The following is a 26368-nucleotide window of genomic DNA, read 5'->3' as shown; positions in this document are numbered from 1 at the left end:
GTCAGCAAACGCATCCATGATCGACGGCATCTCTCGTTCCGGCAAAAAGCGAGAGTAAACCTGAACACGCCGCAACGAACAACCGCTCCAGCCCTTTAGCCACGGGCCTCTTCATGCGGAAGCCCTGACCCGCAGACGTCGGTGGTGGACCAGAAGACGCTGCGCGTGCACGGCTTCGCCAATCTGCGCGTGATCGATTGCTCGATCTGCCCGCAGGTGCCGAGCGGCAATACCAATGCGCCGGCGATCATGATCGGCGAACGCGGCGCCGATCTGTTGCTCGGTCGTTGAAACGGGCGGCGCGGGGATGACCTGCGCGGCTTTCGCGTGGGCTTCGCGTCGGGCGACGCCGACGCGAAGCCGCTCACATCAGAGCGGAAACACGGCCTTGAGCCAGAACGCCGCCCCTTCCGGGCGGTTTCGCACATCGGTTTCCATCTGGTATTTGGCGGTCACGAACCAGCCCTTCCCGCTGTCGTACTTGATCGACGGCCCGATCGCGAACGCACGGCCGCGATTGCCGGCGATGGTCTGCCCGGCCTGTGAATCGTCGGTCATCTGCCGGTAGACATAGCCGCCCGCGCCGACCGTCAGCCCGTTGCCGAAACCCCAGCCCACCGAGTAGTCGACGATGAACTCCTTGCCGGACTGGTAGTCGGTCGCGTGGTTGCGCTGGTTGAAGGTCCACATCAGCTTTGCATCGAACACCGGCCCGGTACGGCCGCCGTACGAGATCCCCGCGATCGGCTGGATCGCCCAGACGTTTCGGCCGATGTTGGCCAGGTCGCTTTTGTCGTACCGGCCAGTCGGCGCGAAGACATCGACGGCGAGCAGCGTGTGAAGCGTCGGCGTGACTTGCCAGCCGAGCGCCGGCCCGAACGTCATGTCGCCGGTGCCGGTGCGCCGCTGCGATTGCCCGCCCGCGTGCACGTCGAGCGTGACGAGCGGAAGCAGCGCATGCATGGCCAGCGACGCGCCGGCAAACGTGTAGGGCGTGACCCACACGATCCGCGGCGTCACCGAATAGGCGGTGAGGCTGAAGTCCGGCGGCGCGACATTGCGACCGTCGTTGTCGCGCAGTTCGCCGGCGTGGTAGCGCTCCGCGTAGATCAGTGCATAGAGCCCCGGCGGCGGCAGTGCGCAGCACAGAAAGCCTTCCGCCCCGGTCGGGTAGACGGAGCCGCCGCCTTCGGTTGCGTGAGCGCCGTGCGCGACGACGAGCGCGGACAGCATCACGGAAAGGGATCGTCGTTTCATCGGTTGTCTCCTCCTGCGGCGCACGAGCGGCCGCCGTTTGTCTTCGGGCGGCGTGCGGGACGGCATGGGCCACGCGCACGAAGCGTGGCCGGAAGCCGGTTTCCGCCCGTCAGCAGGGTGCCGCGCCAGTTTCCCGCTCGCATGTGTTTGCGTGCAGCGCCATCAGGAGTGCGGTGCATCTAGGTGAAATCTTTACGGCGTCAGGTAGCGCTCCGGCCGTGCATGGGAGTTGTGCGAATGTTCTTTTGTGTCGACGCGCCGTACGCTACGAGCCGATCCCCTCTCATCGATGCCGGCCGGGCGCGTGGCGTCGCACATGACCGGAAGTCGGGCGAGTCGATCGCCGCACCCGCTGCTTGTGCATGCAGGCGGCCACGCAACGGACGTACTTGAAAGCCGGATTTTTCTGGAGGCGAACGTCATGATCGATTCGGAAGCGCATCCGCCGCTGCAGGCGGGCGGCGTGTCGTGCTGGTCGGAGCAGATCCGGCATCGGTTCTTTCCGCTGGAGCTGAACGCCGGCGCGTCCGGCGAATTCGACGCGAGCGTCGACGTGTTCGATCATGCGCGCTGCCGCGTGGCGCGCATTGCGGCCAGCGCGCATAGCGCCTCCATTGGGCGCGACGCCTGCAAGACGCTGAAGCACCGCTACGTCAAGGTGATCTGGCAACTGAGCGGCGTGGCGAGACTCGAGCAGGGTGCCAGCGAAGTGATCGTGCCGCCCGGGCATTTCACGCTGTACGAGGCGAGCAGCCCGTACTGGATTCAAAACGACGCATACGGCGAATTCGTCACGATGCTGTGCGAAGTGGCCGACCACGACGCGCTGCTGGCGTTGGCCCGGCAAGCGATCGGCCGCGCGATGCCGACGACGGGCGGCGCGGCCGTGGCGCTCGCGAGCCTGCAGGCGATGATCGCCGAGGGCCGGCGCATGAATCCGCGCAGCCGCTTCGGCGTGCTGGAACTGGTGGCGACGTTGCTCGCCGAGACCATCGATTTCACGGACGGCACGGCGCCCGCTTCGCGGCGCAAGATCCGCGAGACGTTGCTGCGCGACGCGCAGCAATACATCCATCGGCATCTGGATGACGGCGAACTCTCGCCCGATCGCATTGCCGCCGCATTGAAGGTGTGCCGCCGCACGCTTTACCAGGCATTCGAATCGATCGGCGAGCGGCCGCAGGCGATGATCCAGCGACTGCGGCTCGAGAAGTGCCACGAAGTGCTGTCGCAGACCGGCGCCGACGGGGCGAGCATTACGCGCCTCGCGCTGCAGTCGGGTTTTTCCGATCCGGCGTATTTCGCGCGCCTGTTTCGCCGGCGCTTCGGGGTCACGCCGTCGCAGTGTCGGGATGCGGCGATGCAGGACGGGGGCGGTGCGGGATCGTCGGGTTAGTCGCGGCGTGCATTCGTTGCGATTCGAACCGACTCGATCGGAGGATGGCCGGCAGCGTGTGACGACGAACGCGGCCGCGCGGGCCGGCACCGCGCCTGCGTCGTCAGGCGATCCGTACGCGGGTCCGCCGCCAGAATCCGCCGAGGCTGGCCTAGAACCGCGTGCTGAACCCGATCCGCGCAATCGACTGCAGCGCGCGGCTCGACGCGCCGTTCGCATCCATCACGCCGTTGATCTGTGCGTTGCTGCCGTGGTTCGCGCGCTGATGCACGCCCGCCACGTACACCATCGTGCGTTTCGACAGCCAGTACTGGACGGCGGCCAGGAGCTGGTGCGCGTGCGCGTTGCCGAGCGTGTCGTTGCCCTTCATGTACGTGTAGCTCGAGCCGATCACCCACGCCGGCGACGGCCGCCATGCGGCGCCGGCTTCCGCCGACCATGCGCCCGCGCCGTTCCGCGCGTTGCGTACGGTCGTGACGAGCGCCTTCCCCGTGACCGTACCGAGCGTGTAATGCACGCCCGCGCCCCAGTTGCGCACGCTGGTCGGCGGCAGCCCGTCCGTCGCGCCGTACTTCTGGTTCGTATAGGCCGCGCCCGCGCCGAACGGGCCGTTGTCGTAGCTCGCGCCGACGCTGACCGTGTTGTTCGCGCCGACCGACCCCGCGACGTTCCCGAAGCCGTACAGCGCTCCGAAGGTCAGGCCCGACAGCGACGGGCTCGTGTACTTGACCGAATTCGCGACGCGATTGCTGCCCGCGACGCGATCCCAGTCGAAGGCGCCGGTCGGGTTGTTCGGCAACGCGAGCTTGTCGAACGGGCCGTTGCGAAAGCCGTACAGGCCGACGAGATCCTGCGCGATCTCGTTGCCGCCCGCGGCAAGCGAATCGACCATGAACTCGTACTGGTTGCCGAGCGTCAGCGTGCCGTACCGGTCGTTCTGCAGCCCGACATAGGCGGTGCGCGCGAACAGCCCGCCGCCGATGATCGAGCCGTTGCCGAGCGAATACTGGTTGACGAGCCGGAAGATCGCGCGCGTGCCCGCGCCGAGATCCTCCTTGCCTTCGAAACCGAGCAGGTTCGGGAAGAAGATGTTGTCGTCGAACTTCGCGGCGCCGTGGCCGCCTTGATTGCTGACGTAGCTGATGCCGGCATCCATCAGCCCGAACATCGTCACGCTGCTCTGCGCAAACGACACGGCGGGAATGGCGCATGCCGCGAGCGCCAGAAAGGTCTTTTTCGTCATCTCCAATATGCTCCTCACATGTTTCCGATTGGATCGGATATTTTTGATTGGACTACTGATTGATTTGAACAAGGCTGGGCCGGACGAATTCCGGTTCAGCCGTAACCGAAGGAAGCCGGTGTGTGACGGGCATCGGCAGAAGTCGCGGGCCCGCCGATGCCTGCCGATGTCAGCCGAGCCGCGCGCTAGACCGTCGAATATCCGCCATCCACCGGCACGACCGCGCCGGTTACGAACGACGCGCCGGGCGAGCACAGGAACAGGATCACGTCCGCGACTTCGTCGGCCGTGCCCCAGCGCCCGAGCGGCGTGCGTTCGAGGATGCGCCGCGATGCCTGCATGTCGGCCATCAGGCCGCTGCTGAGCGGCGTGTCGATCCAGCCGGGCGCGACCGCGTTCACGCGAATGCCGCGCTCGGCCCACGCCTGCGCGAGCGAGCGCGTGAGCTGCGCAATGCCGCCCTTGCTTGCGCTGTACGCGGGGCGGTCCTTGCTGCCGAAGTACGTGTACATCGACGCGACGTTGACGATGCTGCCGCCATGCGCCGACAGCGCTGGCCGCGCGGCGTCGGAGGCCCGCATCACCGACGTCAGGTTCACGTTCAGCACGAGCTCGAACTGGTCCATCCGGTATTCGTCCGCGTGCCGGCTGATGCCGACGCCGTTGACGAGCACGTCGAGCCGCGGCAGGGCCGCGATCGTGCGCGTCAGCGCATCGCTGTCGGTCACGTCGAGTTCCACGCAGCGAACGCCCGCATGCACGGGCGCATGCGGGCCGCCCGCATCGAGCCCGAGCGCGACGACCGACGCGCCGGCTTCCGCGAACCGCATCGCCGTGCGCGCACCGATGCCCGACGTGCCGCCCGTCACGACGACGGTCTTGCCTTCAAACGCCCACTGACGACTCATGCTCGACGCTCCCGATGGTGTGTGCGCGACGGGCCGGCCGTTGCGCGGGTGAAACGAGGATCTTGATTTGCGCGCGGTCGGCGAGCAGCGCGTCGAAGCCGTCGGTGACGGCGTCTTCGAGCGACACGGTGCGCGTGACGATCGACGTGAGGTCGAGCGCGCCCGACGCGACGATGCGCAGCAGGTCTTCGTACGCATGCCGGTAGCCGACGCTCGCCGTGAAGGTCAGCTCGTCGTTGACCGCGCGGAACGCGTCGAAGCCGGCATGCGGCATCAGGCCGACCATTACGACGCGGCCGCCCTTGCGCAGTGCCTGCATCGCCGATTCGAACGTGGCCGGCAGCCCGGCCGCTTCGAAACTCGCATCGACGCCGAGCCCGCCCGTGGCCGCGCGGATCGCGTCCTGCAGCGCGGATGCGCCGAGTGCGCGCGCGTCGAACGTGTGCGTGGCGCCGAAGCGCACGGCCGCCGCGAGCCGTTCGGGCAAGACGTCGACGGCCACGATCGTGGTCGCCCCCTGCAGCTTCGCGAGCATGATCAGCAGCAGGCCGATCGGCCCGAGCCCGAATACCGCGCAGGTCTCGCCGAGCCGCAGTTCGCCACGCCGCAACGCGTGCAGCGCGACAGCCGCCGGCTCCATCACCGCGGCCTGTTCGAGACTCACGTCATCAGGCAGGCGATGCAGCATATACGCCGGCACGACCGCGAAGTCGGCCATGCCGCCGTCGCCCATCAACCCGGCGAAGCCCATCGACACGCACAGGTTGTATGACCCCGAGCGGCAATACGCGCACTGGCTGCAGCGATACTCGGGCTCGACCGCGACGCGATCGCCCGCGCGCAGCGCCGTCACACCGTCGCCGACTTCGACGACGGTGCCGCAGAACTCGTGGCCGAGCGTCAGCGGCGCGGTGCGGCGCGACAGCGGATGCGGCGTGTCGACCGGAATCGCGTGCGGGCCGTCCGCATATTCGTGCAGGTCGCTGCCGCAGATTCCGCAGTACGCGACCGCGATGCGTACGTCACCGGGGCCGACGCGCGGCGTGTCGATTTCCACGAGACGGACGTCGCGCGGACCATGCCATTGAAGTGCCCGCATGTCAGTGGCCTCCGAGGTTTTGTGCATCGAGACGGCTCGCGGCCGAGCCGGCGAGCGCGCGCTTGCGCAGCACGGCGGGTGCGGTCTCGACGAGGCCGAACGACAGCACGCACGCGAGGATCGCGCCGGCGGCCGACGTCCACATCGCGAACGGCAGGCCGTACTTGTCCGCGGCGAAGCCGGCGACGGTCGGTGCAACGAAGCCGCCGATCAGTTCGCCGGCGCCCATGATCAGGCCGAGCGCGCTGGCGATCGCGCGCGGCGGCACCGTTTCGGCCGGGATCGTCGCCATGAACAGCGTGAAGCAGCCGAGGCCCGTGTACGTGGCGAACACGAGCGCGCCGAGCGCCCACAGTGAGCCGGCATGGATCATCACGACCGGGCACACGGCCGCGATCAGCGCGAACGCGATCATCGTCGGCTTGCGGCCGATCCGGTCGGAGATCGCCGGCACCGCGAAGCCCCAGAACACCCACGCGGCGCCGAGGCAGGTCATCACGACGCCCATGTCGGATGGCGACAGATGGCGGCTTTCCACGAGGAACACCGGCGCGAACGAGATGATCACGATGAACCACGTCAGGAAGAAGCAACTGATCAGCATGCAGAGCAGGATGTTGCGCTCCTTCAGCAACGCCCAGCGGCTGACTGCCGCGCCGCTCGCGGCCGGTGCGCCGGCGGGTTCGGCCTGCGCGTGCCGCACGCCGCCGGGCGGCACTTCGCGCACCCAGCGCCAGATGCAGAACGCGATCAGGAAGCCCGGAATGCACGACACGTAGAACGCCTCGCGCCAGCCGTACCTGGTCGCGATGCCGATGACCACCGGCGGGCCGATCATCGCGCCGAGCAGGCCGGCGGCGGAGCCTTGCAGCAGGCCCATGTTCAGCCCGCGGCGGCTCGGCGTCGAGCTTTCGACCATCAGCGATTGCGACAGCGGCAGCACGGGGCCTTCGGCGATGCCCATCAGCGCGCGGAACGCGATCAGGCTCGCGAAGCCGCCGACGAGCCCTGACAGCGCCGAGCACACGGAAAAGCCGAGCACGGCCGCGATCAGCAGCGGCTTGCGCGTGCCGCGTGCATCGGACCACGCGCCCGTCGCGGCGCCGGACAATGCCCACGTGAGCGCGAGCGCGGACGACACCATGCCGAGCTGCGTGTTCGTCAGGTGCAGCTCAGCCGACATGAACGGGAACAGGAACGACAGCGCGAGGCGGTCGAAGAACACGAAGCCGAACGTCATGAACAGGATCAGCAGCAGCCTGTTCTCGTACGTCCACGCGGATCGGGAGGAGGAAGGGGATGTCATGGTGAGCCTCGCCGCGCGTCAGCGGAACAGCTTCTCGATCGCTTGCGCGCCGAGGCCGACCTTCTCGTAATGCGCCTTGCACATCGCGATGTACGAATGCACGTCGAAGTAGCCGTCGGGATTGCCTGCTTCGTCGAGCCAGATCAGCGGCCCCTTGACGATGAAGAACGCGCGCATCGGCTCCGGGTGATCGAACGCGACGAGCGTGTGGCCTTCGCCCGGTGTTTCGTACACGAAATCGCCGCGCGTCGCGGTCCATTCGTGCTCCAGATAACCCCACTTGCCCGACAGCGTGTAAGCAAACACCTCGTGCGGGTGATAGTGCCGGTTCACGAGCCCTGCTTCCTTGGCCATCAGGATGTCGCACCATTTGTTCTGCGACGGCGAGATCCACAGCGGCCGCGACGAAACCGTTTCGGTGAACGGAACGTAATAGCGCTCGTCGTCGGTGGCCGCGTTCGCGATGTACGCTTCGGGCAGTGCATCGGGCTTGAACGGATTGGCAATCGGCGGAATGTTTTGCCAGAATTCGGCTACGGCTTTGTCGACCACGGTTTGTCTCCTGGTATAGGGGGTGTCGTGGGCTCGACTTTAGCCAGCCGGTGCGCGCCGCTCTTGACTGGGCTGGACGCATTGCTTGATCGCGCCGGACATTGCATCGCAACAAATTCCGGACGAACCATCCCCCAATCCGTGCTGCTCCGCACGACAGGCGCCAGCAGGAGGCGACGTGACGAATACGACCGTTTTTTCCCGCACGCGAGGCTCGACGGCCGACGTGCCGGCGCGCGACAGGATGGCGTACTGGGATGCGTTCAATGCGGCGACGCTGGTCGGGCTGCGCTGCTCGTCGCTGTCGCCGGCCGGGCTTGAGGTCGAGAAGACCGATATCGCACTGCCGGGCCTCGGCATCGCGGACATCAGCGGCCAGGATCACGTGATCGAGCGCAGCCCCGCGCTGGTGCGCCAGTTGCCGAAGGAGTCGTTGTTCGCGTGCCAGATCCTGAGCGGGCGTGCGTATTTCATCCAGCGGGATCGTTGCCTGCTCGCGGACGCCGGCGATGTCGTCGTCTACGACACGCGCGTCCCTTATCTGTTCGGATTCCTGACGCCGATGCGGCAGCTGCTGATCGATATTCCGATCACGACGTTCGACGACCGGCTCGATGCGGAACTGGCGGCGCTGCCGCTGCGGATCGCGCCGAAACCCGGCGCGGGCGCGATGCTCGGCACGACCTTGCGCGCGAGCGTCGTGCGCTTCATGAAGGATCCGGTCGAGCGTGACGCTGCGCGGTTCGCCGAACACACGCGCACGCTAATCGCCGAACTCATCGATGCGGAGGTGAACGGTGCAGGCGCGTCGCGTGCGTCGCTGTCGTATCTGCTGACCGCGAAGCAGTACGTCGCGACGCATCTCGGCGACCCGGAGCTCGGGCCCCAGGCCGTCGCCGACGCGGTCGGGCTGTCGCTGCGGCATCTGAGCCGGCTCTTTGCGGCCGAAGGCGAGTCGATCACGCAGCACATCTGGTCGGAGCGGCTGTCGCATGCGCATCGCGAGCTGACCGATGCGCGGCTGCGCAAGACGAGCGTCGGCGAAATCGCGTTTCGCTGGGGCTTTTCGAGCCAGGCGCACTTCAGCCGTGCGATTCGAGATCGCTATGGCGCGTCGCCGATGGCGCTGCGCGACGCGGCGCGGGCGGACAGGGGCTGATTCCGGCAGTTGATGTGGCGGCGCGTGTCTCACGCGCCGTTTTTTATTGTCGTGAACGAAAGCGCCTGCGTGCGGCGTTGCGTTATTCCGTCAGCATGAACTCCGCACAGCGCTCCGCGATCATGATCGTCGGCGCGTTCGTGTTGCCGGACACAATGCGCGGCATCACCGATGCATCGCAGATCCGCAATCCGTCGACACCTTGCACCGCGAGTCGCGGCGTGACGACCGCCTGCTCGTCGTTGCCCATGCGGCAGGTGCCGGCCGGGTGATAGACGGTTTTCGCGCGGTGCCGCACGTAGTCGGCGAGTGCCGTATCGGTCAACGTCTCGGCTTCGCGTACGATGCGCGCGAGCGACGGCGCGCGGATGATCTGCCGCGCGAGCGCGACGCCGCGCACGAGGCCGTCGACATCGGCCGGGTCGGACAGCGCGCCGCTGTCGAACAGCATCGGCGCGGCCGGATCGTTGCCGCGCAGTCGCACCGAGCCGCGCGAGCGCGGCCTGAGCAGGCACGGGTTGATCGACAGGCCATGGCCGGGCAGCGGTTCGCGATCGACGTCGCCGACGAGCGTCGGCAGCACGTGGAACTGAATGTCCGGGCGGCCGCTGCCGGTGGTGTCGACGAACGCGCCGGATTCGACGACGACGTGCGATCCGATCGACCGGCCTGCTACCAGCGACTTCAGCCCGCGCTGGCTTCGTCGATCCGGCGAATGTCATCCTGATCGAGCTGAACCCGGATCGCTTCGCCGAGCGATGCCAGCTGCGCCAGCGACGTCGCGCTCGCGATCGGTGCGGTGATCGTCGGCCGCGCGATCTGCCACGCGAGTGCGATCGCGGCCGGCTGCGTGCCGTGCTTCTCGGCCACCGCATCGAGCGTGGCGAGAATGCGCAGCCCGCGTTCATTGAGATACCCGGCGACGCGATCGCCGCGCACGCTCTTCTTCAGGTCGGCCTCGCTGCGGTACTTGCCCGACAGGAAGCCGCTCGCGAGCGCATAGTAGTTGACGACACCGAGCTTCAGGTCGCGCACGACCGGTTCGAGATCGCGCTCGTAGTCGGCGCGGTCCAGCAGGTTGTATTCGGGCTGGATGACCTGGTACGCGGGCAGGCCGTCGCGCTGGCTGATGTCGGCGGCTTCGCGCAGGCGTGCGCCGCTGTAGTTCGATGCGCCGATGATGCGCACCTTGCCCGTGTCGATCAGCGTTTGATAGGCGCCGAGCGTTTCTTCGAGCGGGGCCGTATCGGCGAGGTCGCGATGCGAGAAATACAGGTCGATGTAGTCGGTCTGGAGGCGGCGCAGCGAATCGTCGGCGGCTTTCAGGATGTTGTCGCGGGTCAGCCCCGCGCGCGCGCCCAGCAGCCCGACCTTGGTCGCGATCACGACCTGCTCGCGTTTGCCGGTACGCTTGAGCCATTTGCCGATGATCGTTTCCGATTCGCCGCCATGGTTGCCGGGTACCCAGGCCGAATAGACGTCGGCCGTGTCGATGAAGTTGATGCCGGTGTCGGCGAGCGCGTCGAGCAGCGCGAACGACGTGTTCTCGTCGACGGTCCAGCCGAAGACGTTGCCGCCGAACGCGAGCGGCGAAACCTGGATGTTCGACGTGCCGAGAGTGCGTAGTGCCATGTTCTGCTCCGATATCTGCGGGGTGACGGAATGGAACTGCGGGATGGGCCGCAACGATCACGGCGAGACGACGGGGTTCGCGGTGCGGTCACGCCGTTGTCGCGGGACGCTGGACATTCTCGCCGATCGCTCCGATTCGTGCAGGCGGCGCGCCGTCGCGATGGCAGGCGGTTTGACGCAGTTGACGGACACCCCGTCCGTTGCGTGAGTGCTTCGCGTGGCTGCGTTCGATCAGGAACCGATTTTTGTTGCGGTTGGCGCGGCGGGGCGCGGAACCGCGCGTGGGCGGGAGCGGGTGGAAGGGCGGGAAGGGATGCTCCAGCGTGGCACCGGAGCGGGCGGGACGACGGGCGGCGAGCGGCCGCCCGTGCGACGGTGAACCGGTCAGCGCAACTGCACCGCCGCGAGAAACAGCACCATGCTGCCGATCGCGCCATCCAGCACGCGCCACGCCATGGCCTTGCGGAACCACGGTGCCAGCAGCCGCGCACCGTAGCCGAGCCCGAGGAACCACACGACGCTGACCGACATCGCGCCGATCGCGAACGCGAGCCGCGCGCCTTCCGGCTCGCGTGCGCCGGCCGTGCCGATCAGCAGGAACGTGTCGAGATACACGTGCGGGTTGAGCCACGTGAACGCGAGCGTCATCAGCACGATCGCGAGGCCGCTCTGCGGCGGCGGCGCGACCGCGTCGCCGCGCACGTCGAGCGTTTCGTGGCCCGGCTTGAACGCGCGGCGCAGCGCGTTGATGCCGAACCACGCGAGATACGCGAGGCCGAGGTACAGCACCGCGTGGACGAAGGTCGGATAGCGTTCGACGAGCACCGATGCGCCGCCGACGCCCGCGCCGATCAGGATCATGTCGGACAGTGCGCACAGCAGCACGATCTTGCCGACGTGCGAGCGCATGATGCCCTGCCGCAGCACGAATGCGTTCTGCGCGCCGATGGTGACGATGAGCGATCCGCAGAGTACGGCGCCGTGGGAAAAAGCGAGCCAGTTCATGGTGGGTGACAACAGTGGAAGCAGTGGACGGATGAATCGGGTAGCGCTAGTCTGCGGTCAGCCTGAAAATAAGAGAAGCTAAATCACCTAATGCGGATTAAGGAAATCTAATGCTCGACTACGCGTTGCTCGATGCCCTCGCGGCCGTGATCCGGCACGGCTCGTTCGAGCGGGCGGCCAAGGAACTGAACGTCACGGCGTCGGCCGTGTCGCAGCGCGTGAAACTGCTGGAGGAGCGGGTCGGCAGCGTGCTCGTCAAGCGCGGGCAGCCGTGCGTCGCGACGACGTCGGGGGCGCTGCTGTGCCGGCATACCGAGCGCGTGCAACTGCTCGAGGCCGAACTGGGGGGCCGGATGCCAGCGTTGCCGGGCCAGATCGCGAGCGCGTGGCCGACGTTGCGCGTGGCCGTCAACGACGACAGCGTCGCGACGTGGTTCATCGACGCGGTCGGGCCGTTCTGCACGGAGCGCGAGACGTTGCTCGACCTCGTGATCGACGACCAGGATTACACCGCGTCGCGCATTCGCGACGGCAGCGTGCAGGGCGCGGTGACCGCGCAGGCGGAGCCGATCCAGGGGTGCCGGTCGGAGCGGCTCGGGCGCATCCGCTATCGCGCGGTGTGCTCGCCGGCGTTTTACGAACGCTACTTCGACGCGGGCATTACGCGCGATGCGCTGCGCCGCGCACCGTGCGTGATGTTCAATCCGAAGGACGGGCTGCAGGCGCGTTTCATCCGGCGCGTGACGCGCGCGGATCTCGATCCGCCGCAGCACTGGATACCGCACGTCGCGGGCTACCTGCGTGCGTGCGAAACGGGCTTGGGATGGGGGATGTGTCCGGACCGGATGGTCGACCGCCAGCTGGCGGCGGGTGAACTGGTCGACATGTCGCGCGGGCGAACGATCGACATCGACCTTTACTGGCAGAGCTGGCGTTTGTCGATCGGCTGGCTCGACGATTTCAGCGCGGCGCTGAAGGCGCGCGCCGCGCTGTTTCTCGATTGACCGATCGCGTGACGCAGGCGGCGCGCGAGAGGCGCGCGCCGTGCGGCATCACATCAGACGTGATGCAAACCGTCGAAATCGACGATCTGGACGTGGCGGCCCTGCATTTCGATCAGGCCGCGCTTCTGGAATTTCGACAGCGTGCGGCTGACCGTTTCGAGCGTCATGCCGAGGTAGCTGCCGATGTCTTCGCGCGTCATCCGCAGGTTGAATTCCGACGGCGAGTAACCGCGCTTCAGGTAGCGCGACGAGACGTCGAGCAGGAATGCGGCGACACGTTCTTCGGCATTCAGCGAACCGAGCAGCATCGTTTGCGACGTTTCGCGCACGATCTGTTCGCTCATCAGCTTGTGCATGCGCAGCTGCATCGAACCGGCTTCCGAGCAGAGCGTCTTGAGCGCGCTGTACGGAATCACGCAGACCGAGCTGTCTTCCAGCGCGACCGCGGTGCGCGGATGCGTGTCGTCGCAGATGCCGTCGAGGCCGAGCGCTTCGCCGGCGAGATGCAGGCCGGTGACCTGCTCGCGGCCGTCGTGGCGCGTCGCGATGGTTTTCAATGAACCCGAGCGCACGGCGTACAGGTTGTCGAATGCGTCGCCTTCGCGGAACAGCGCTTCGCCGCGCTTGACGGGGCGCGCCGCGCAGATGACCGACTCGAGGCGACTGAGCGCCTCGGGCGCCAGGCCCTGCGGCATGCACAGGTGCCGCATTGCGCACGACGAGCAGTGCGCGGCCTGGCGAGGAGCCCAGCTACCGGCATGAGGCGTGGCGGCGGGACGTGTGGCGACGGGCGTCAGCATGATCGTTTACTCCGGCGTTGAATCGACGGAATCATTGTCCCACCGCAACTTGGCGCTGTCGGGTGACAAAACGTCGCGACTGCGCGCGCATGCCGAACGCTGCTCACGCGGCCGGTTCGTCGACGTTGGCGGCCGCCGGAATCAGCAGCACGGGCAGCGTCGCGTGGCGCACGCATTGCTCGGCGATGCTGCCGAGCACGAGACGGCGGAACCCGCGGCGGCCGTGCGTGCCGAGCACGATGAGATCGGCACCGAACGCTTTCGCGCCGTCGAGGATCAGTGACGACACGTCGTTGAGCGACGTCGCTTCGCCCAGCTTCGTCTCGCCTTTCACGCCCGCTGCCTGCATCAGCGCGGTGAAATCCTTCGCGAGTGCGTTGCCCTGCGCGACGAGCTGATCGCGCAGCACGGATGGATCGTAGCCGGGCACGTTGTAGTAGATCGCGGCGTTCTCGACGACGTAGAACGGTTGCAGCTCGGCACCGTGCGATTTCGCGAGCGCCAGTGCGGCATCGAACGCATGGCGGGACGTGTCGCTGCCGTCGACGGCAACCAGAATACGCTTGTACATAGTGTCTCCGAGTGGCGGGTTGAAACGAAGTCGGCCGGATGGCCGATCGGGCTGGGCAATGCGCAAGGCTGCGAGGCAGAGTAAACCAATGACCGGGACTTTGCAGTGAGGTGCCGGTCGTGCCGCGCGGCGGCGCCGCTTCCGTTTCCGCGGCGCACTGGCATGCATCTGGCGCATGCTGGGACGCGCGACGCGTGTCGTGCGACGTGGTGGTCGCTGTTGTCTGCATCGTCGACGGGAAGGCATGCGCGCGCATCGGCGTCGCGCGTGGCGCACGCACACGCGCACGCCGATCGCATCGACACGGCACGACGGTCACGCGGATGCATTGCCCGCATCGCCATTCAATCGCAACCGCGGCGTTTCGACATGACCTCGATCAACGCATGTGCGTCAGCGCAATTCACGGCGTGCATGGCACTGCCGGTGCCGCTGCGTGGAATCGTTCGTTCGTGCATCGTGCGGTTGCCGGTGCAGGATCGGCACACGATCGCGTATGCCGATCCCCGGCCATCGGCTGTCGGCCGATACCGGTTCGCAATCGAACGATCGATTCAAACGCCGCGCCGGCTATCTCGGCACGGCCGTCAGCTCGAAGACGCGCTCCGGCCGACGCTGATGGCCGGGCCAGTACGTGCTGCCGTACATCCGGTGGACGGGGCCGAACAGCGCGTCGCTCATGGGTGGCGGCGCGTCGAAGCCCTTCTCGATCACCATGTAGCCGGCACGCAGCGCGAACGCCGGATGATTGCCGCCGGGGCGGCTGTCGAAACCGGCGAAGCCGTCGCCGGCTTCCGGCATCGCATTGACGAGCGACGCGTTGCTGCGCGTGATTTCGTCGGGCGAGATCGGTCCGCCGCCGGCAAGGCGCGACGCCTCTCGGTTCTTGCCGTCGGTGTCGACCGTGCTGTCGTGCGTGTCGTCGTTGTCGAGCTCGATGCTGCGCGGACGCGAACGATCGGTTTGATCGGATGATTCCATCGCGGCTCTCCTCGCGGCGAAGCGTTCCGGATCGAAGCAAATCCCGTTCCGGGTGTGACGGGAAAAGGCGCGCGGGCGATCGCCGCGGTCGCGCGACGCGCACTGATTTGTCATGATTTATTTCAGCTAGAAGACCCGTTTTCTACAGAGTATGATTCTTTTCCTGCGAAGCGGCGACAGGGGATTCGGTCGCGCCGCCTCTGCCCGCGCCGGGGGGCCGCAGCACCCTTAAAGACGGGTAGTGAACAACAAAGCAAGGGACTAGAGGTGGCGGATTCATGCAAGCGACTACTGCCTTCACGCACCGCGGTTATCTGTTGAACTGCGCGCCCGCGCGTACCAGTGACGGTTCGTTCAAACCCTATGTCGTGATCTCCCGATCGAGCGACGGGGAACTCGTTGCGAACCGATTTTTCCCGATCGAGCTCCAGTTCAACGACGAAAGCGACGCGATCGCGCACGCGCGCGACTGGGCCGTGCGATGGATCGACGCGAGCAGCATCACGATCTGACGCCGTCGCGATCCAGTGCCGTCGGCCGTCCGGCCGATCCCCGGCGTGCCGCTCCCGGACGGAAAACGCGGTAATCTTGCGGAACCCGTCACTTTATTAGCGGCCGTGCGACCGAGCGCGGCCGCCTGCAATGGCATATGTCGACATCACCCGCCCGTCAGTGGGGCCTTGAAGAAATCGTTGCCGGCTTGCGCGAGTCGCGCGAGGAACTCCATCGCACGCGCCATCCACGCGGCATTCGCGAACTGCCGTCGCGCGATGCGATCTGCAAGATTGTGACCGGCCTGCGCGCGTCGATGTTTCCGACGCACTACGGCGCCCCCGATCTGACCGACGAAAGCGTCGACTTCTACGTCGGCCACACGCTCGAGAGCACGCTGCGCATTCTGTCCGAACAGATCCGCCGCGCGCTGCCGTTCCTGCCCGAGCATGCCGATACGCCGTTCGCGGAGCTCGACGAACGCGCGTTCGAAATCGCGCGCGAATTCGGCCGGCAGTTGCCGGCGGTCCGCGCGCTGCTCGTCAGCGATATCCAGGCCGCGTATGCCGGCGATCCGGCCGCGCAGCACATCACCGAGATCCTGCTGTGCTACCCCGGCGTGCTGGCGATGATGCATCACCGGCTCGCGCACGCGCTGCACCGGCTGGGCGTGCCGCTGCTGGCGCGATTCATCAATGAAATCGCCCACTCGGCTACCGGCATCGACATCCACCCGGGCGCGCAGATCGGCCCGAGCTTCTTCATCGACCACGGCACGGGCGTCGTGATCGGCGAGACGGCGATCATCGGCGAGCGCGTGCGCGTGTACCAGGCCGTCACGCTCGGCGCGAAGAGCTTCCCCGCCGATGGCGACGGTGCGCTGGTCAAGGGCAATGCGCGGCACCCGATCGTCGAGGACGACGTGGTGATCTACGCGGGCGCGACGATTCTCGGCCGCGTGACGATCGGGCGCGGCTCGGTGATCGGCGGTAACGTGTGGCTCACGCACAGCGTGCCGCCCGGCACGAGCGTCGCGCAGGGCAAGGTTCGCGAAGGCGGCAGCGCCGACAAGCCGTAACGCGGCGCGCGGCCGACGGCTGCCTCGGCGCGCACCGGTCAGTGCTTGCCGTCGGGCGCGCGGTGCTTGTACAGCACGTCCTGGTCGACGCGGATCAGGTTCTGCCCCGCATCGACGACGAAATCCACGCCGTTGTACGCGTTGCCCGTCAGCATCAGGATCGCGCTCGCGACATCGTCGGGGCCCGCGATGCGCGCGAGCGGCGTCGATGCGCGGCTCGCGTGTTCGAAGTCGGCTTGCGTCTGGTCGTCGCTCGGCAGCATCAGCCCGGGGAACACCGCATTCACGCGCAGCACCGGCGCGGACGACAGCGCGAGCATCTGCGTGAGGTTGCCGAGCGCGGCCTTCGCGACCGTATAGCTGAAATGGTCGCGGTGAAAGTTTTCCTTGATCTTCTGATCGACCACATTCACGACGACACCCTGCGCGCCGGCCGCGCGAGCCCGTTCGTAGAACGCGCGCGTGAGCAGGATCGGCGCGCGGCAGTTGACGGCCCACGCCTGGTCGAACGCCGCGAGGTCGAAGCTCGGGAAATGGTCCTGCCAGAACACCGATGCGTTGTTGACGAGCACGTCGAGGCGCCCGAAACGCGCATACACCTGGTCGATCAGCGCGGTGATCTGCGCGGCATCCGACAGGTCGGCCTGCAGTGCTACCGAATCGTGCCCGCGGTCGGCGATCGCACGGGACGTTGCCTGCGCGGCATCGGCTGACCGGTCGTAATGCACCGCGGTGCGATAGCCGTGCGCGGCGAAATACTCGGCGAACGCGCGCCCGGCCCGGCGCGCGGCGCCGGTCACGAGCACGACGGGCGCGTGCGCCGCTTGCTTCGTCTGCTCCATTACGTATTCGTCAGGTTCACTGAAGACGGATTCGCGACGATCGACAGGAATTCGCGCCGCGTCGACGGATCGGTGCGGAACGAGCCGAGCATGCGCGACGTGACCATCTCGACGCCCGGCTTGTGCACGCCGCGCGTCGAGATGCACTGGTGCGCGGCTTCGAGGATCACGCCGACGCCCTTCGGCTCCAGTACGTCGAACAGCGTGTCGGCGATCTGGACGGTCATCTTTTCCTGGATCTGCAGGCGCTTCGCGAACGCGTCGACGAGGCGCGCGAGCTTCGAGATGCCGACCACGCGATGGTTCGGCAGATAGGCGACGTGCGCGCGGCCGATGATCGGCACCATGTGGTGCTCGCAGTAGCTCTCGAAGCGGATGTCCTTCAGCACGATCATTTCGTCGTAGCCGTCAACTTCGCTGAACGTGCGCGCGAGGATGTCGCGCGGCTCCAGCGCATAGCCGGCGAAGAACTGCTCATAGGCGCGCACGACACGTGCGGGCGTGTCGATCAGGCCTTCGCGCGCGGGATCGTCGCCGGCCCAGCGCAACAGCACGCGAACGGCGTCTTCCGCTTCTTCACGGCTCGGGCGGGATGCGGCCGGCTCGGGCCGCGCGGACTTCTTTTTAGCCATCTATCTGCTCCATTGAATGCCGCCGCCGGGGCGGCGCGGAATCCGGGCATTGTTTCATGCTTTCGCGGGGCGCGTGTGCGGCCCGGCACTCACTTCACTTCGGCCATTCGTCCTGCTCGTCGTTGAACAGCGACGCGACGACGCCGCGCAGCCACGCGGTGCGCGGATCGTTGTGATATTTGCGATGCCAGTGCTGCTTCAGGTCGAAGCGCGGCAGCGCCAGCGGCGGCTCGACCGGCACGATGAACGCATGCTCGGCCGCATAGGCGTAGCCGATCGCATGCGGGACCGTCGCGATCAGGTCCGTGCGGCTCAGGATGAACGGCAGGCTCATGAAGTGCGGTGTCTCGAGCACCGCGCGGCGTTGCATGCGCTGCTTCGCGAGATATTTCTCGAGCACTTCCTGGCTGCGGCCTTCGGCCCGCACCACCGCGTGCCCGCACGTGAGGAATTGCTCGACCGTGAACGGCGGCGCCTGCTCGAACGGATGGCCGCGCCGCATCAGGCACACGAACCGGTGCGTGAACAAGCGCTGCTGGAAGAAGTTGTTGCCGTCGAGATCCGGGAAGTAGCCCACCGCGAGATCGATCGAACCGGCTTCGAGGCCACGGCCGACTTCGTCGTGCGCGAGCGAGACCGAGCGCAGGTTCGCGTGCGGCGCGCGCGTCGCGAACGCCTGCAGCAGCTTCGGCAGGAACACGATCTCGCCGACGTCCGACAGCGCGATCGAGAACGTGTGCGTGCTCGCGGCCGGGTCGAAATCGTGCGGCGCGACGAGGCCGCGCTCGATCTGCGCGAGCGCGTCGCGGGCGGCCGGCAGCAGCGCGAGCGCACGCGGCGTCGGCTCCATCCCGCGCGACGTGCGCACGAACAGCGGATCGCCGAAGTACTCGCGCAGGCGGCCGAGCGCGGTGCTCACGCGCGGCTGGCTGACGCCGAGCAGGTCGCCCGCGCGGCTCACGTTGCGCGTGTCGTCGAGCGCGACGAGGTAGGGAATGAGGTTCAGATCGAGCGCATCCATCGCCGGGCCAGTATCGTCAAAACGTATACAACATATCTCCTGAATCGCGTTGCCGCATAGTCGGGAAAGCGCTCAAATGTGTTCCATTACTCGAACCAATGTTCAGGAGACGAACAATGCGCACCCAGGTCGCCATCATCGGCGCCGGCCCGTCCGGCCTTTTGCTTTCTCATCTGCTGCGCCTGCAAGGCGTCGATTCCATCCTCGTCGAAGCGCGTTCGCGCGAATACTGCGAGAACCGCATCCGCGCCGGCGTGCTGGAGCAGGGCACGGTCGACACGCTGAACGAAGCCGGCCTCGGCGACCGGATGCGCCGCGAAGGGCTCGAACATCACGGTATCGAACTGCTGTTCTCGGGCCAGCGCCACCGCATCGACCTGTCGGAGCTGACCGGCGGGCGCGCGATCACCGTCTACAGCCAGCACGAGGTGGTGCGCGACCTGATCGCGGCCGGCGTCGAGCATGGCCACGCGATGCACTTCGAAGTGAGCGACGTCGCGCTGCACGACGTCGAGGGCGAGCACCCGTTCGTCACGTTCAAGCACGCCGACGGCCGCGAGGACCGCATCGACTGCGACTACATCGCCGGTTGCGACGGCTTCCATGGCATCGCGCGCCAGACGATTCCGGCGGAACGACTGAACACGTTCGAGCGCGTCTATCCGTTCGCGTGGCTCGGCATCCTCGCCGACGCGGCGCCGTCGCTCGACGAGCTCGTCTACGCGCATCACGACAACGGTTTCGCGCTGTTCTCGATGCGCTCGCCGACGGTCACGCGCCTGTACCTGCAGTGCAAGCCCGACGAAGACCTCACCGAATGGTCCGACACGCGGATCTGGGACGAATTGCACACGCGCTTCTCGAACGACACGGGCTGGACGCCGACCGAGGGCCGGATCACGCAGAAAAGCGTGACGCCGATGCGCAGCTTCGTGTCCGAGACGATGCAGCACGGGCGCCTGTTCCTCGCCGGCGACGCCGCGCATATCGTGCCGCCGACCGGCGCGAAGGGGATGAACCTGGCGGTGGCCGACGTCCGCGCACTGTCCCGCGCGCTCGGTGCACGCTACCGCAACGGCGACGCGACGCTGCTCGACACGTATTCCGCGACCTGCCTCGAGCGCGTGTGGCGCGCCGAGCACTTCTCATACTTCATGACGAACATGCTGCATTCGTCGCCGGAAGACTCGCCGTTCGTCAATCGCCTGAAGTTTGCCGAGCTCAAATACGTGACGCGCTCGCGGGCCGCCGCGCAGGCGCTCGCCGAAAACTACGTCGGCTTGCCGTTCGACGACGCAGCGGCCCCCGAGGCAACCCGCCTTGACAACGCGCTCTGCGCGACTCTATGATCGGCCCATCGTTCGCTAATCGAATCTAGGTTCGAATAGCGAACAAAACAGGGATCGACATCGGCCCCGGCGCGGCACGCGGCACGCGCGTGTCCCCTCGACAGGCCGCGCATCGAGCCGCGGGTTCGTATCAGGAAGAGACATGGTCAACAAGATTTTCGAATCGCTTCAGTCGGCGGTGGCCGACATCCACGACGGCGCGACAATCATGATCGGCGGCTTCGGCACGGCAGGCATGCCGTCCGAGCTGATCGACGCGCTGATCGAACAGGGCGCGCGCGACCTGACGATCGTCAACAACAACGCGGGTAACGGCGAGACGGGCCTCGCGGCGCTGCTGAAGGCGAAGCAGGTGCGCAAGATCATCTGCTCGTTCCCGCGCCAGAGCGACTCGCAGATATTCGACGGACTGTACCGCGCGGGCGAGATCGAGCTGGAGCTCGTGCCGCAGGGCAACCTCGCGGAGCGCATCCGCGCGGCGGGCGCCGGCATCGGCGGCTTCTTCACGCCGACGGGTTACGGCACCAAGCTCGCGGAAGGCAAGGAAACGCGCGTGATCGACGGCAAGCCGTATGTGTTCGAGACGCCGATCCACGCCGATTTCGCGCTCGTGAAGGCGTACAAGGGCGACCGCTGGGGCAATCTCGTGTATCGCAAGACGGCACGCAACTTCGGGCCGATCATGGCCAGCGCCGCGAAGGTCGCTATCGTGCAGGTGTCGGAAGTCGTGCCGCTCGGCGCGCTGAACCCGGAACACATCGTGACGCCGGGCATTTTCGTCCAGCGCGTCGTCGAGGTGCCGCAGGCCGCGCACGCGGCCGAGCTGGCCGCCGAACACGCCACGTCCCAAGCCGCCTGACTGCCTCGAGGAATTCGACATGAAACGACTGACCCGCGATGAAATGGCCAAGCGCGTCGCCCAGGACATCCCCGAAGGCGCGTACGTGAACCTCGGTATCGGCGTGCCGACGCTGGTGGCGAACCACCTCGACCCGAGCAAGGAAATCTTCCTGCACAGCGAGAACGGCCTGCTCGGCATGGGCCCCGCGCCCGCGCCCGGCGAGGAAGACGACGAACTGATCAATGCCGGCAAGCAGCACGTGACGCTGCTCACCGGCGGCGCGTATTTCCACCACGCGGATTCGTTCGCGATGATGCGCGGCGGCCACCTCGACTACTGCGTGCTCGGCGCGTTCCAGGTATCCGCGACCGGCGACCTTGCGAACTGGCATACGGGTGCGCCCGATGCGATTCCGGCGGTCGGCGGCGCGATGGACCTCGCGATCGGCGCGAAGCAGGTGTTCGTGATGATGGAGCACCTGACGAAGCAGGGCGAGAGCAAGATCGTCGCGCAGTGCTCGTATCCGGTCACCGGCGTGCAGTGCGTGAGCCGCATCTATACGGATCTCGCCGTGCTCGACGTGATGGCCGACGGCCTCGCGGTGAGCGAGATCTTCACCGACCTGTCGTTCGACGAACTGCAGAAGCTGACCGGCGTGCCGCTGATCGACGCGACGCAAAAGGCCGCTGCCTGAACCCCGAGCGTGCCGGCGCGTGCGCTTGCGCGCATGCCGGCACGCTTGGGTGGACAATAGGCGCACGCCGTTTCCCCAATCTGATGCCATGCTCGAAGACAGCGCCCGCCTGACCTCCCTCATCTGCGGCGCCGAGCCGCTCAACCGGATCTGGTCGCCCCGCGAGACGATCCAGCGGATGCTCGACGTCGAGGCCGCGCTCGCGCGTGCGCTCGCCGCGCAGCAGGTGATTCCCGCCGCTGCGGTCGCGCCGATCGAACGCGCATGCGACGCCAGCCGGCTCGACGCCGACGCGCTCGCGCACGGTGCGGCGCTCGGCGGCAATCTCGCGATTCCGCTCGTCAAGCAGCTCACCGCGCAGGTGAAGGCCGACGATCCCGAGGCCGCGAAGTTCGTGCACTGGGGCGCGACGAGCCAGGACATCATCGATACCGCCACCGTGCTGCAGTTGCGCGACACGCTCGATGTGCTCGAGCCGATGCTCGACGAAGCCTGCGCATCGCTCGCGGCGCTCGCGCGCACGCATCGCGCGACGCCGATGATCGGCCGCACATGGCTGCAGCAGGCGCTGCCGATTACGCTCGGCCTGAAATTCGCGCAATGGCTCGATGCGCTGCTGCGCCATCGCGCGCGCTTCGCCGAATTGCGCGAGCGTGCGCTCGTGCTGCAGTTCGGCGGTGCGGCCGGCACGCTCGCGAGCCTGCGCGAGCAGGCGGCCGGCGTCACGGCCGCGTTGGCGGCGGACCTGAAGCTCGCGGCGCCGGCCGTGCCGTGGCACACGCAGCGCGACCGCATTGCGGAAGCCGCGTCCTGCTTCGGGATGCTGACGGGCACGCTCGGCAAGATCGCGCGCGACGTGTCGCTGCAGATGCAGACCGAAGTCGGCGAGCTCGGCGAGCCGGCCGCCGCCGGCAAGGGCGGCTCGTCGACGATGCCGCACAAGCGCAACCCGGTCGGCTGCGCAGCCGTGCTGACGGCTGCCGTACGTGCGCCGAACCTCGTCGCGACCGTGTTCGCGGGCATGGTCCAGGAACACGAACGCGCGCTCGGCGGCTGGCAGGCCGAGTGGGATGCGTTGCCCGATCTCGCGCGCCTGACCGGCGGCGCGCTGGCGCAGATCGCGCAGATCGTCGCGGGCCTCGACGTGAACACCGAACGCCTGGCCGCGAACCTCGACCTGACGCGCGGGCTGATTCTCGGCGAAGCGGTGATGCTCGCGCTCGGCGACAAGATCGGCCGGCTCGACGCGCATCACGTCGTCGAACAGGCGTCGAAGGAAGCCGTGCGCACGGGCGCGACGCTGTTCGACGTGCTCGCCGCCGATGCGACCGTGTCGGCGCATCTGTCGCGCGACGCGCTCGCGCGGCTGCTCGATCCCGCTCAATACGTCGGCGAGGCGCAGGCCTACGTCGACGCCGTGCTCGCGCTGCATGCGGGCGCGCAATCACCAGGAGAACATTGATGCCTTTCGCCACTGTCAACGGCGTGAAACTGCATTACCGGATCGACCGTGCCGCGCGCGACGACGCGCCGTGGCTCGTCTTCTCGAACTCGCTCGGTGCCGACCTGCAGATGTGGGCGCCGCAGATCCGCCCGCTCACGCAGCACTTCAACATCCTGCGCTACGACACGCGCGGCCACGGCCATTCCGACGCGCCGGCCGGTTCGTACACGATCGAGCAGCTCGCCGGCGACGTGATCGGCCTGCTCGACCACGTCGGCATCGCACGCGCGCATTTCTGCGGGATCTCGATGGGCGGGCTGACGGGGGCTGCGCTGGCCGCACGCTTCCCGTCGCGCATCGTTCGCGCGGTGCTGTCGAACACCGCCGCGAAGATCGGCTCGCCGGAAGTGTGGGCGCCGCGTGCGCAGAAGGCGCGTGCCGAAGGGATGGCCGCGCTCGCCGACGCCGTGCTGCCGCGCTGGTTCACCGACGCGTTCGTCGAACGCGAGCCGCGCCTGTTCGACGCGATCCGCGACACTTTCGTGCATACCGACAAGGACGGCTACGCGGCGAACTGCGACGCGCTGAACGCGGCCGACCTGCGCGAAGAAGTGAAAGGCATCGCGCTGCCGGTGCTCGTCGTGACCGGCGCGAAGGACATGTCGACGCCGCCCGATCAGGGCCGCGCGCTGGCTGCCGCGATTCCGGGTGCGCAGCACGTCGAATTCGACGCCGCGCATATTTCGAACATCGAGTGCACCGACGGCTTCAACCGCGCGCTGCTCGATTTCCTGACCGCGTGAGGCACCGGCGATGGATGACCAGGAACGTTATGAAGCAGGGATGAAGGTGCGTCGCGCGGTGCTCGGCGACGCGCACGTCGACCGTTCGCTCGAGAACCGCACCGAGGTGACCGACGAATTCCAGAACCTGATCACGCGCTATGCGTGGGGCGAGATCTGGACGCGCGACGGCTTGCCGCGCCATACGCGCAGCCTGCTGACCATCGCGATGATGGTGGCGCTGAACCGCGGCGAGGAACTGGCGCTGCACCTGCGCGCCGCGCGCAACAACGGCGTGACGCGTGACGAGATCAAGGAAGTGCTGCTGCAGACCGCGATCTATTGCGGGGTGCCGGCCGCGAATTCCGCGTTTCATCTCGCGGACAAGATCTTCAAGGAACAGGATGCGGCTGGTTAAGTGCCGGCTGTAGTGCGATGTTGAAGTCGGGGCCCGCTGATGGTTGGCGGGCCTCGACGATGAATGAACGCGCCGGCAGAGCATCGGCGCGCGGCGCACCGGATGGCTGGTGCGCGAACAAGGGCAAGACGTGGTTCCGAGGCCGCGTCGCTTATATATCAGGAGACTTGCGATGAATCGCGCACCCGTGGTCGATGTCCAGACCTTCATCAACGAGCAGCCGTTCGGCGGTTTTCAATGGCTCGTATTCCTCATGTGTTTCGTGATCGTGCTGCTCGACGGCTTCGATACGGCTGCGATCGGCTTCATCGCGCCGTCGCTGCTCGGCGAATGGAACCTCACCAAACCGGATCTCGCACCGGTGCTGAGCGCCGCGCTGTTCGGCCTCGCGTGCGGTGCGCTCGTGTCGGGCCCGCTGTCCGACAAGCTCGGGCGCCGCTCGCTGCTGCTCGGCTCGGTATTCCTGTTCGGCGTCGCATGCCTGATGTCCGCATTCTCGACGACCATCGGACACCTGACGATCCTGCGTTTCATCACCGGCGTCGGGCTGGGCGCGGCGATGCCGAACGCGGTCACGATGATGGGCGAGTTCTGCCCGGACAAGCGCCGCGCGACCGTGATCAACCTGATGTTCTGCGGCTTTCCGCTCGGCGCCGCGTTCGGCGGTTTCCTGGCTGCATGGATGATTCCGCATTTCGGCTGGCGCAGCGTGCTGATCCTCGGCGGCGTGACGCCGCTGCTGCTCGGCGTGCTGTTGCTGCTGAAGATGCCGGAGTCGGTGCGCTTCATGGTCGCCAACAACCACGCTGTCGACAAGGTTCGCGCGACGCTCGCGCGCATCTCGCGCGATGCGCTGAACGCCGGCTCGTTCGCGATGACCGAAGCCGCGCCGCAGACCGGCAGCAAGGGCCTCGGCGTCGTGCTGTCGCGCTCGTACATCGTCGGCTCGGTGATGCTGTGGCTCGCGTACTTCATGGGCCTCGTGATCTTCTACGCGTCGATCAACTGGATGCCGATCCTGCTGAAGGATGCCGGCCTGACGCCGAAGAGCGCGACGCTGATCTCCGCGCTGTTCCCGCTCGGCGGCGTCGGCGCAGTGCTGTGCGGCGTGCTGATGGACCGCTTCAACGCGAACCGTGTGATCGCGGTGTGCTACGCGCTGACCGCGGTGAGCGTCTATGCGATCGGGCAGGCGGCTGGTAACGTCGGGCTGCTCGTGCTGGTCGTGTTCGTGGCCGGCGTGCTGATGAATACCGCGCAATCGTCGATGCCGGCGCTGGCTGCCGCGTTCTATCCGACCGAAGGGCGTGGCACGGGCGTCGCGTGGATGCTCGGCGTCGGCCGCTTCGGCGGGATTGCGGGATCGTTTCTCGTCGCCGAGCTGACGCGCCGGCATTTCTCGTTCGCGGGCGTGTTCGCGACGATCGCCGTCGCGGGCTTGCTCGCGTGTGTCGCGCTGCTGATCAAGCAGATGGCGCGGCCGCATGGCGTCACGCAGCCGGCAGGCAAGATCGAATCGCTCGGGCATTGAGCGAAGCGCGGGCCGGTGCGATGCGCCGGCCCGCCGATACGGCGGCCGGCGGGCCGCCGGCTATTCTTCCGTGTCGTGTTCCCGCACGAAGTTGCGCAGATACGCGCGCAGCGCGGCCTCCCGGCTGCGATGATCGGCGAGGTTCGCGGCGCCCATGTCTTCCTCTTCGCCAAACATCGTCGGCGGCGCGCTGTAGATACCGATCTCGATGTCCTCGCGCAGCACGCGAATCTCGTGCGTGAGCGGGTGATACTCGGCGATCCAGTGCATCCCCTCGATGTGTTCGCCCGCCCTCAGCAGTAGCTTCATCGATACTCTCCCGGCTGCAGCG

Annotated in this window: 27 protein-coding genes and 2 pseudogenes; 13 read left to right on the top strand and 16 right to left on the bottom strand. The window is 67.2% G+C overall.

Features of this window, described 5'->3' with window-relative positions:
• Nucleotides 1-126 precede the first annotated feature (126 nt).
• A pseudogene (locus CFB82_RS33540) lies at nucleotides 127-291 on the top strand (GMC oxidoreductase); the annotation flags it as partial.
• A gap of 78 nt (nucleotides 292-369) precedes the next feature.
• Here CFB82_RS33540 and CFB82_RS33535 read toward each other — a convergent pair.
• Nucleotides 370-1257 carry a SphA family protein gene (locus CFB82_RS33535; protein ID WP_089446771.1) on the bottom strand — a complete coding sequence of 296 codons (888 nt, stop codon included), beginning with the start codon at nucleotides 1255-1257 and terminating at the stop codon, nucleotides 370-372.
• A 421-nt stretch (nucleotides 1258-1678) separates the two neighbouring features.
• On the opposite strand from CFB82_RS33535, the gene CFB82_RS33530 reads away from it, so the two are divergent.
• A complete protein-coding gene (locus tag CFB82_RS33530; protein ID WP_231937872.1) occupies nucleotides 1679-2653 on the top strand; it encodes a helix-turn-helix domain-containing protein in 975 nt (324 codons plus the stop codon).
• A gap of 151 nt (nucleotides 2654-2804) precedes the next feature.
• Here CFB82_RS33530 and CFB82_RS33525 read toward each other — a convergent pair whose 3' ends face one another.
• From CFB82_RS33525 to CFB82_RS33505, 5 genes are all read right to left on the bottom strand, one after another.
• The gene (locus CFB82_RS33525; protein ID WP_089446772.1) at nucleotides 2805-3896 is read right to left on the bottom strand and encodes a porin; all 1092 of its coding nucleotides are present in this window, start codon (nucleotides 3894-3896) and stop codon (nucleotides 2805-2807) included.
• Nucleotides 3897-4081: 185 nt separating this feature from the next.
• Nucleotides 4082-4804 carry an SDR family NAD(P)-dependent oxidoreductase gene (locus CFB82_RS33520; RefSeq protein WP_089446773.1) on the bottom strand — a complete coding sequence of 241 codons (723 nt, stop codon included), beginning with the start codon at nucleotides 4802-4804 and terminating at the stop codon, nucleotides 4082-4084.
• Nucleotides 4782-5903 carry a 2,3-butanediol dehydrogenase gene (locus tag CFB82_RS33515; protein WP_089486752.1) on the bottom strand — a complete coding sequence of 374 codons (1122 nt, stop codon included), beginning with the start codon at nucleotides 5901-5903 and terminating at the stop codon, nucleotides 4782-4784. The genes CFB82_RS33520 and CFB82_RS33515 overlap by 23 nt, the downstream gene beginning before the upstream one ends.
• A gap of 1 nt (nucleotide 5904) precedes the next feature.
• The gene (locus CFB82_RS33510; RefSeq protein ID WP_089446775.1) at nucleotides 5905-7209 is read right to left on the bottom strand and encodes an MFS transporter; all 1305 of its coding nucleotides are present in this window, start codon (nucleotides 7207-7209) and stop codon (nucleotides 5905-5907) included.
• Between the two features lie 18 nt (nucleotides 7210-7227).
• Nucleotides 7228-7761, bottom strand: a complete 534-nt coding sequence (locus tag CFB82_RS33505; RefSeq protein WP_043186175.1) for a 2,4'-dihydroxyacetophenone dioxygenase family protein — start codon at nucleotides 7759-7761, stop codon at nucleotides 7228-7230.
• A 178-nt stretch (nucleotides 7762-7939) separates the two neighbouring features.
• Between CFB82_RS33505 and CFB82_RS33500 the strand changes: the two genes are divergently transcribed.
• Nucleotides 7940-8920: a helix-turn-helix domain-containing protein gene (locus tag CFB82_RS33500; protein ID WP_089446776.1), complete on the top strand. Its 981-nt coding sequence runs from the start codon at nucleotides 7940-7942 to the stop codon at nucleotides 8918-8920.
• Nucleotides 8921-9002: 82 nt separating this feature from the next.
• Here the strand turns inward: CFB82_RS33500 and CFB82_RS33495 are convergent.
• The 3 genes and pseudogenes from CFB82_RS33495 to CFB82_RS33480 form a co-directional block, all read right to left on the bottom strand.
• Nucleotides 9003-9566, bottom strand: a pseudogene (locus CFB82_RS33495) (GMC family oxidoreductase); the annotation flags it as partial.
• A 38-nt stretch (nucleotides 9567-9604) separates the two neighbouring features.
• Nucleotides 9605-10552, bottom strand: a complete 948-nt coding sequence (locus CFB82_RS33490; protein WP_089486751.1) for an aldo/keto reductase — start codon at nucleotides 10550-10552, stop codon at nucleotides 9605-9607.
• Nucleotides 10553-10936: 384 nt separating this feature from the next.
• Nucleotides 10937-11557, bottom strand: a complete 621-nt coding sequence (locus tag CFB82_RS33480; RefSeq protein ID WP_089428680.1) for a LysE/ArgO family amino acid transporter — start codon at nucleotides 11555-11557, stop codon at nucleotides 10937-10939.
• Nucleotides 11558-11667: 110 nt separating this feature from the next.
• Between CFB82_RS33480 and CFB82_RS33475 the strand changes: the two genes are divergently transcribed.
• A complete protein-coding gene (locus tag CFB82_RS33475; protein ID WP_069250391.1) occupies nucleotides 11668-12561 on the top strand; it encodes a LysR family transcriptional regulator ArgP in 894 nt (297 codons plus the stop codon).
• 53 nt (nucleotides 12562-12614) lie between these two features.
• Here the strand turns inward: CFB82_RS33475 and fnr are convergent, their stop codons facing one another.
• The 3 genes from fnr to CFB82_RS33460 form a co-directional block, all read right to left on the bottom strand.
• Entirely contained in the window at nucleotides 12615-13361 is a 747-nt protein-coding gene (gene fnr / locus CFB82_RS33470) for a fumarate/nitrate reduction transcriptional regulator Fnr (RefSeq protein ID WP_069250392.1), read from the bottom strand.
• Between the two features lie 103 nt (nucleotides 13362-13464).
• Complete coding sequence (locus CFB82_RS33465; RefSeq protein WP_069250393.1) at nucleotides 13465-13932, bottom strand: universal stress protein; 468 nt, start codon at nucleotides 13930-13932, stop codon at nucleotides 13465-13467.
• A gap of 570 nt (nucleotides 13933-14502) precedes the next feature.
• Entirely contained in the window at nucleotides 14503-14913 is a 411-nt protein-coding gene (locus CFB82_RS33460) for a DUF3005 domain-containing protein (RefSeq protein ID WP_069250394.1), read from the bottom strand.
• 278 nt (nucleotides 14914-15191) lie between these two features.
• On the opposite strand from CFB82_RS33460, the gene CFB82_RS33455 reads away from it, so the two are divergent.
• A complete protein-coding gene (locus CFB82_RS33455) occupies nucleotides 15192-15425 on the top strand; it encodes a hypothetical protein (RefSeq protein ID WP_069250395.1) in 234 nt (77 codons plus the stop codon).
• A 137-nt stretch (nucleotides 15426-15562) separates the two neighbouring features.
• Nucleotides 15563-16483, top strand: a complete 921-nt coding sequence (epsC, locus tag CFB82_RS33450; RefSeq protein WP_069250396.1) for a serine O-acetyltransferase EpsC — start codon at nucleotides 15563-15565, stop codon at nucleotides 16481-16483.
• 38 nt (nucleotides 16484-16521) lie between these two features.
• Here epsC and CFB82_RS33445 read toward each other — a convergent pair whose 3' ends face one another.
• From CFB82_RS33445 to CFB82_RS33435, 3 genes are all read right to left on the bottom strand, one after another.
• Nucleotides 16522-17325, bottom strand: coding sequence for an SDR family oxidoreductase (locus CFB82_RS33445; RefSeq protein WP_069250397.1), 804 nt, complete (start codon nucleotides 17323-17325; stop codon nucleotides 16522-16524).
• Complete coding sequence (gene folE / locus CFB82_RS33440) at nucleotides 17325-17957, bottom strand: GTP cyclohydrolase I FolE (RefSeq protein WP_069250398.1); 633 nt, start codon at nucleotides 17955-17957, stop codon at nucleotides 17325-17327. The genes CFB82_RS33445 and folE overlap by 1 nt, the downstream gene beginning before the upstream one ends.
• Nucleotides 17958-18051: 94 nt before the next feature.
• Nucleotides 18052-18978, bottom strand: a complete 927-nt coding sequence (locus tag CFB82_RS33435; RefSeq protein ID WP_069250399.1) for a LysR family transcriptional regulator — start codon at nucleotides 18976-18978, stop codon at nucleotides 18052-18054.
• A gap of 116 nt (nucleotides 18979-19094) precedes the next feature.
• Between CFB82_RS33435 and pobA the strand changes: the two genes are divergently transcribed.
• From pobA to CFB82_RS33400, 7 genes are all read left to right on the top strand, one after another.
• Entirely contained in the window at nucleotides 19095-20327 is a 1233-nt protein-coding gene (gene pobA / locus CFB82_RS33430) for a 4-hydroxybenzoate 3-monooxygenase (RefSeq protein WP_069250400.1), read from the top strand.
• A gap of 142 nt (nucleotides 20328-20469) precedes the next feature.
• On the top strand, nucleotides 20470-21186 hold the full coding sequence (locus CFB82_RS33425; RefSeq protein ID WP_069250401.1) for a 3-oxoacid CoA-transferase subunit A: 717 nt from the start codon (nucleotides 20470-20472) through the stop codon (nucleotides 21184-21186).
• 19 nt (nucleotides 21187-21205) lie between these two features.
• A complete protein-coding gene (locus tag CFB82_RS33420; protein WP_069250402.1) occupies nucleotides 21206-21862 on the top strand; it encodes a CoA transferase subunit B in 657 nt (218 codons plus the stop codon).
• Nucleotides 21863-21950: 88 nt separating this feature from the next.
• Entirely contained in the window at nucleotides 21951-23324 is a 1374-nt protein-coding gene (locus CFB82_RS33415; protein WP_089486749.1) for a 3-carboxy-cis,cis-muconate cycloisomerase, read from the top strand.
• Nucleotides 23324-24109 (top strand): 3-oxoadipate enol-lactonase, encoded by a 786-nt coding sequence (pcaD, locus tag CFB82_RS33410; protein WP_039344475.1) that lies wholly within the window; start codon nucleotides 23324-23326, stop codon nucleotides 24107-24109. Before CFB82_RS33415 ends, pcaD begins: the two co-directional genes overlap by 1 nt.
• A gap of 10 nt (nucleotides 24110-24119) precedes the next feature.
• Entirely contained in the window at nucleotides 24120-24506 is a 387-nt protein-coding gene (gene pcaC, locus CFB82_RS33405) for a 4-carboxymuconolactone decarboxylase (protein WP_034206288.1), read from the top strand.
• A 172-nt stretch (nucleotides 24507-24678) separates the two neighbouring features.
• Nucleotides 24679-26037 carry an MFS transporter gene (locus CFB82_RS33400; RefSeq protein ID WP_089446782.1) on the top strand — a complete coding sequence of 453 codons (1359 nt, stop codon included), beginning with the start codon at nucleotides 24679-24681 and terminating at the stop codon, nucleotides 26035-26037.
• 60 nt (nucleotides 26038-26097) lie between these two features.
• Here the strand turns inward: CFB82_RS33400 and CFB82_RS33395 are convergent, their stop codons facing one another.
• Complete coding sequence (locus tag CFB82_RS33395) at nucleotides 26098-26346, bottom strand: hypothetical protein (protein WP_069250405.1); 249 nt, start codon at nucleotides 26344-26346, stop codon at nucleotides 26098-26100.
• Nucleotides 26347-26368: the final 22 nt, after the last annotated feature.

The sequence above is a fragment of the Burkholderia sp. HI2714 genome, assembly GCF_002223085.1.
Classification (GTDB): domain Bacteria; phylum Pseudomonadota; class Gammaproteobacteria; order Burkholderiales; family Burkholderiaceae; genus Burkholderia; species Burkholderia lata_D.
This window is presented reverse-complemented; position numbering and strand designations above follow the sequence as displayed.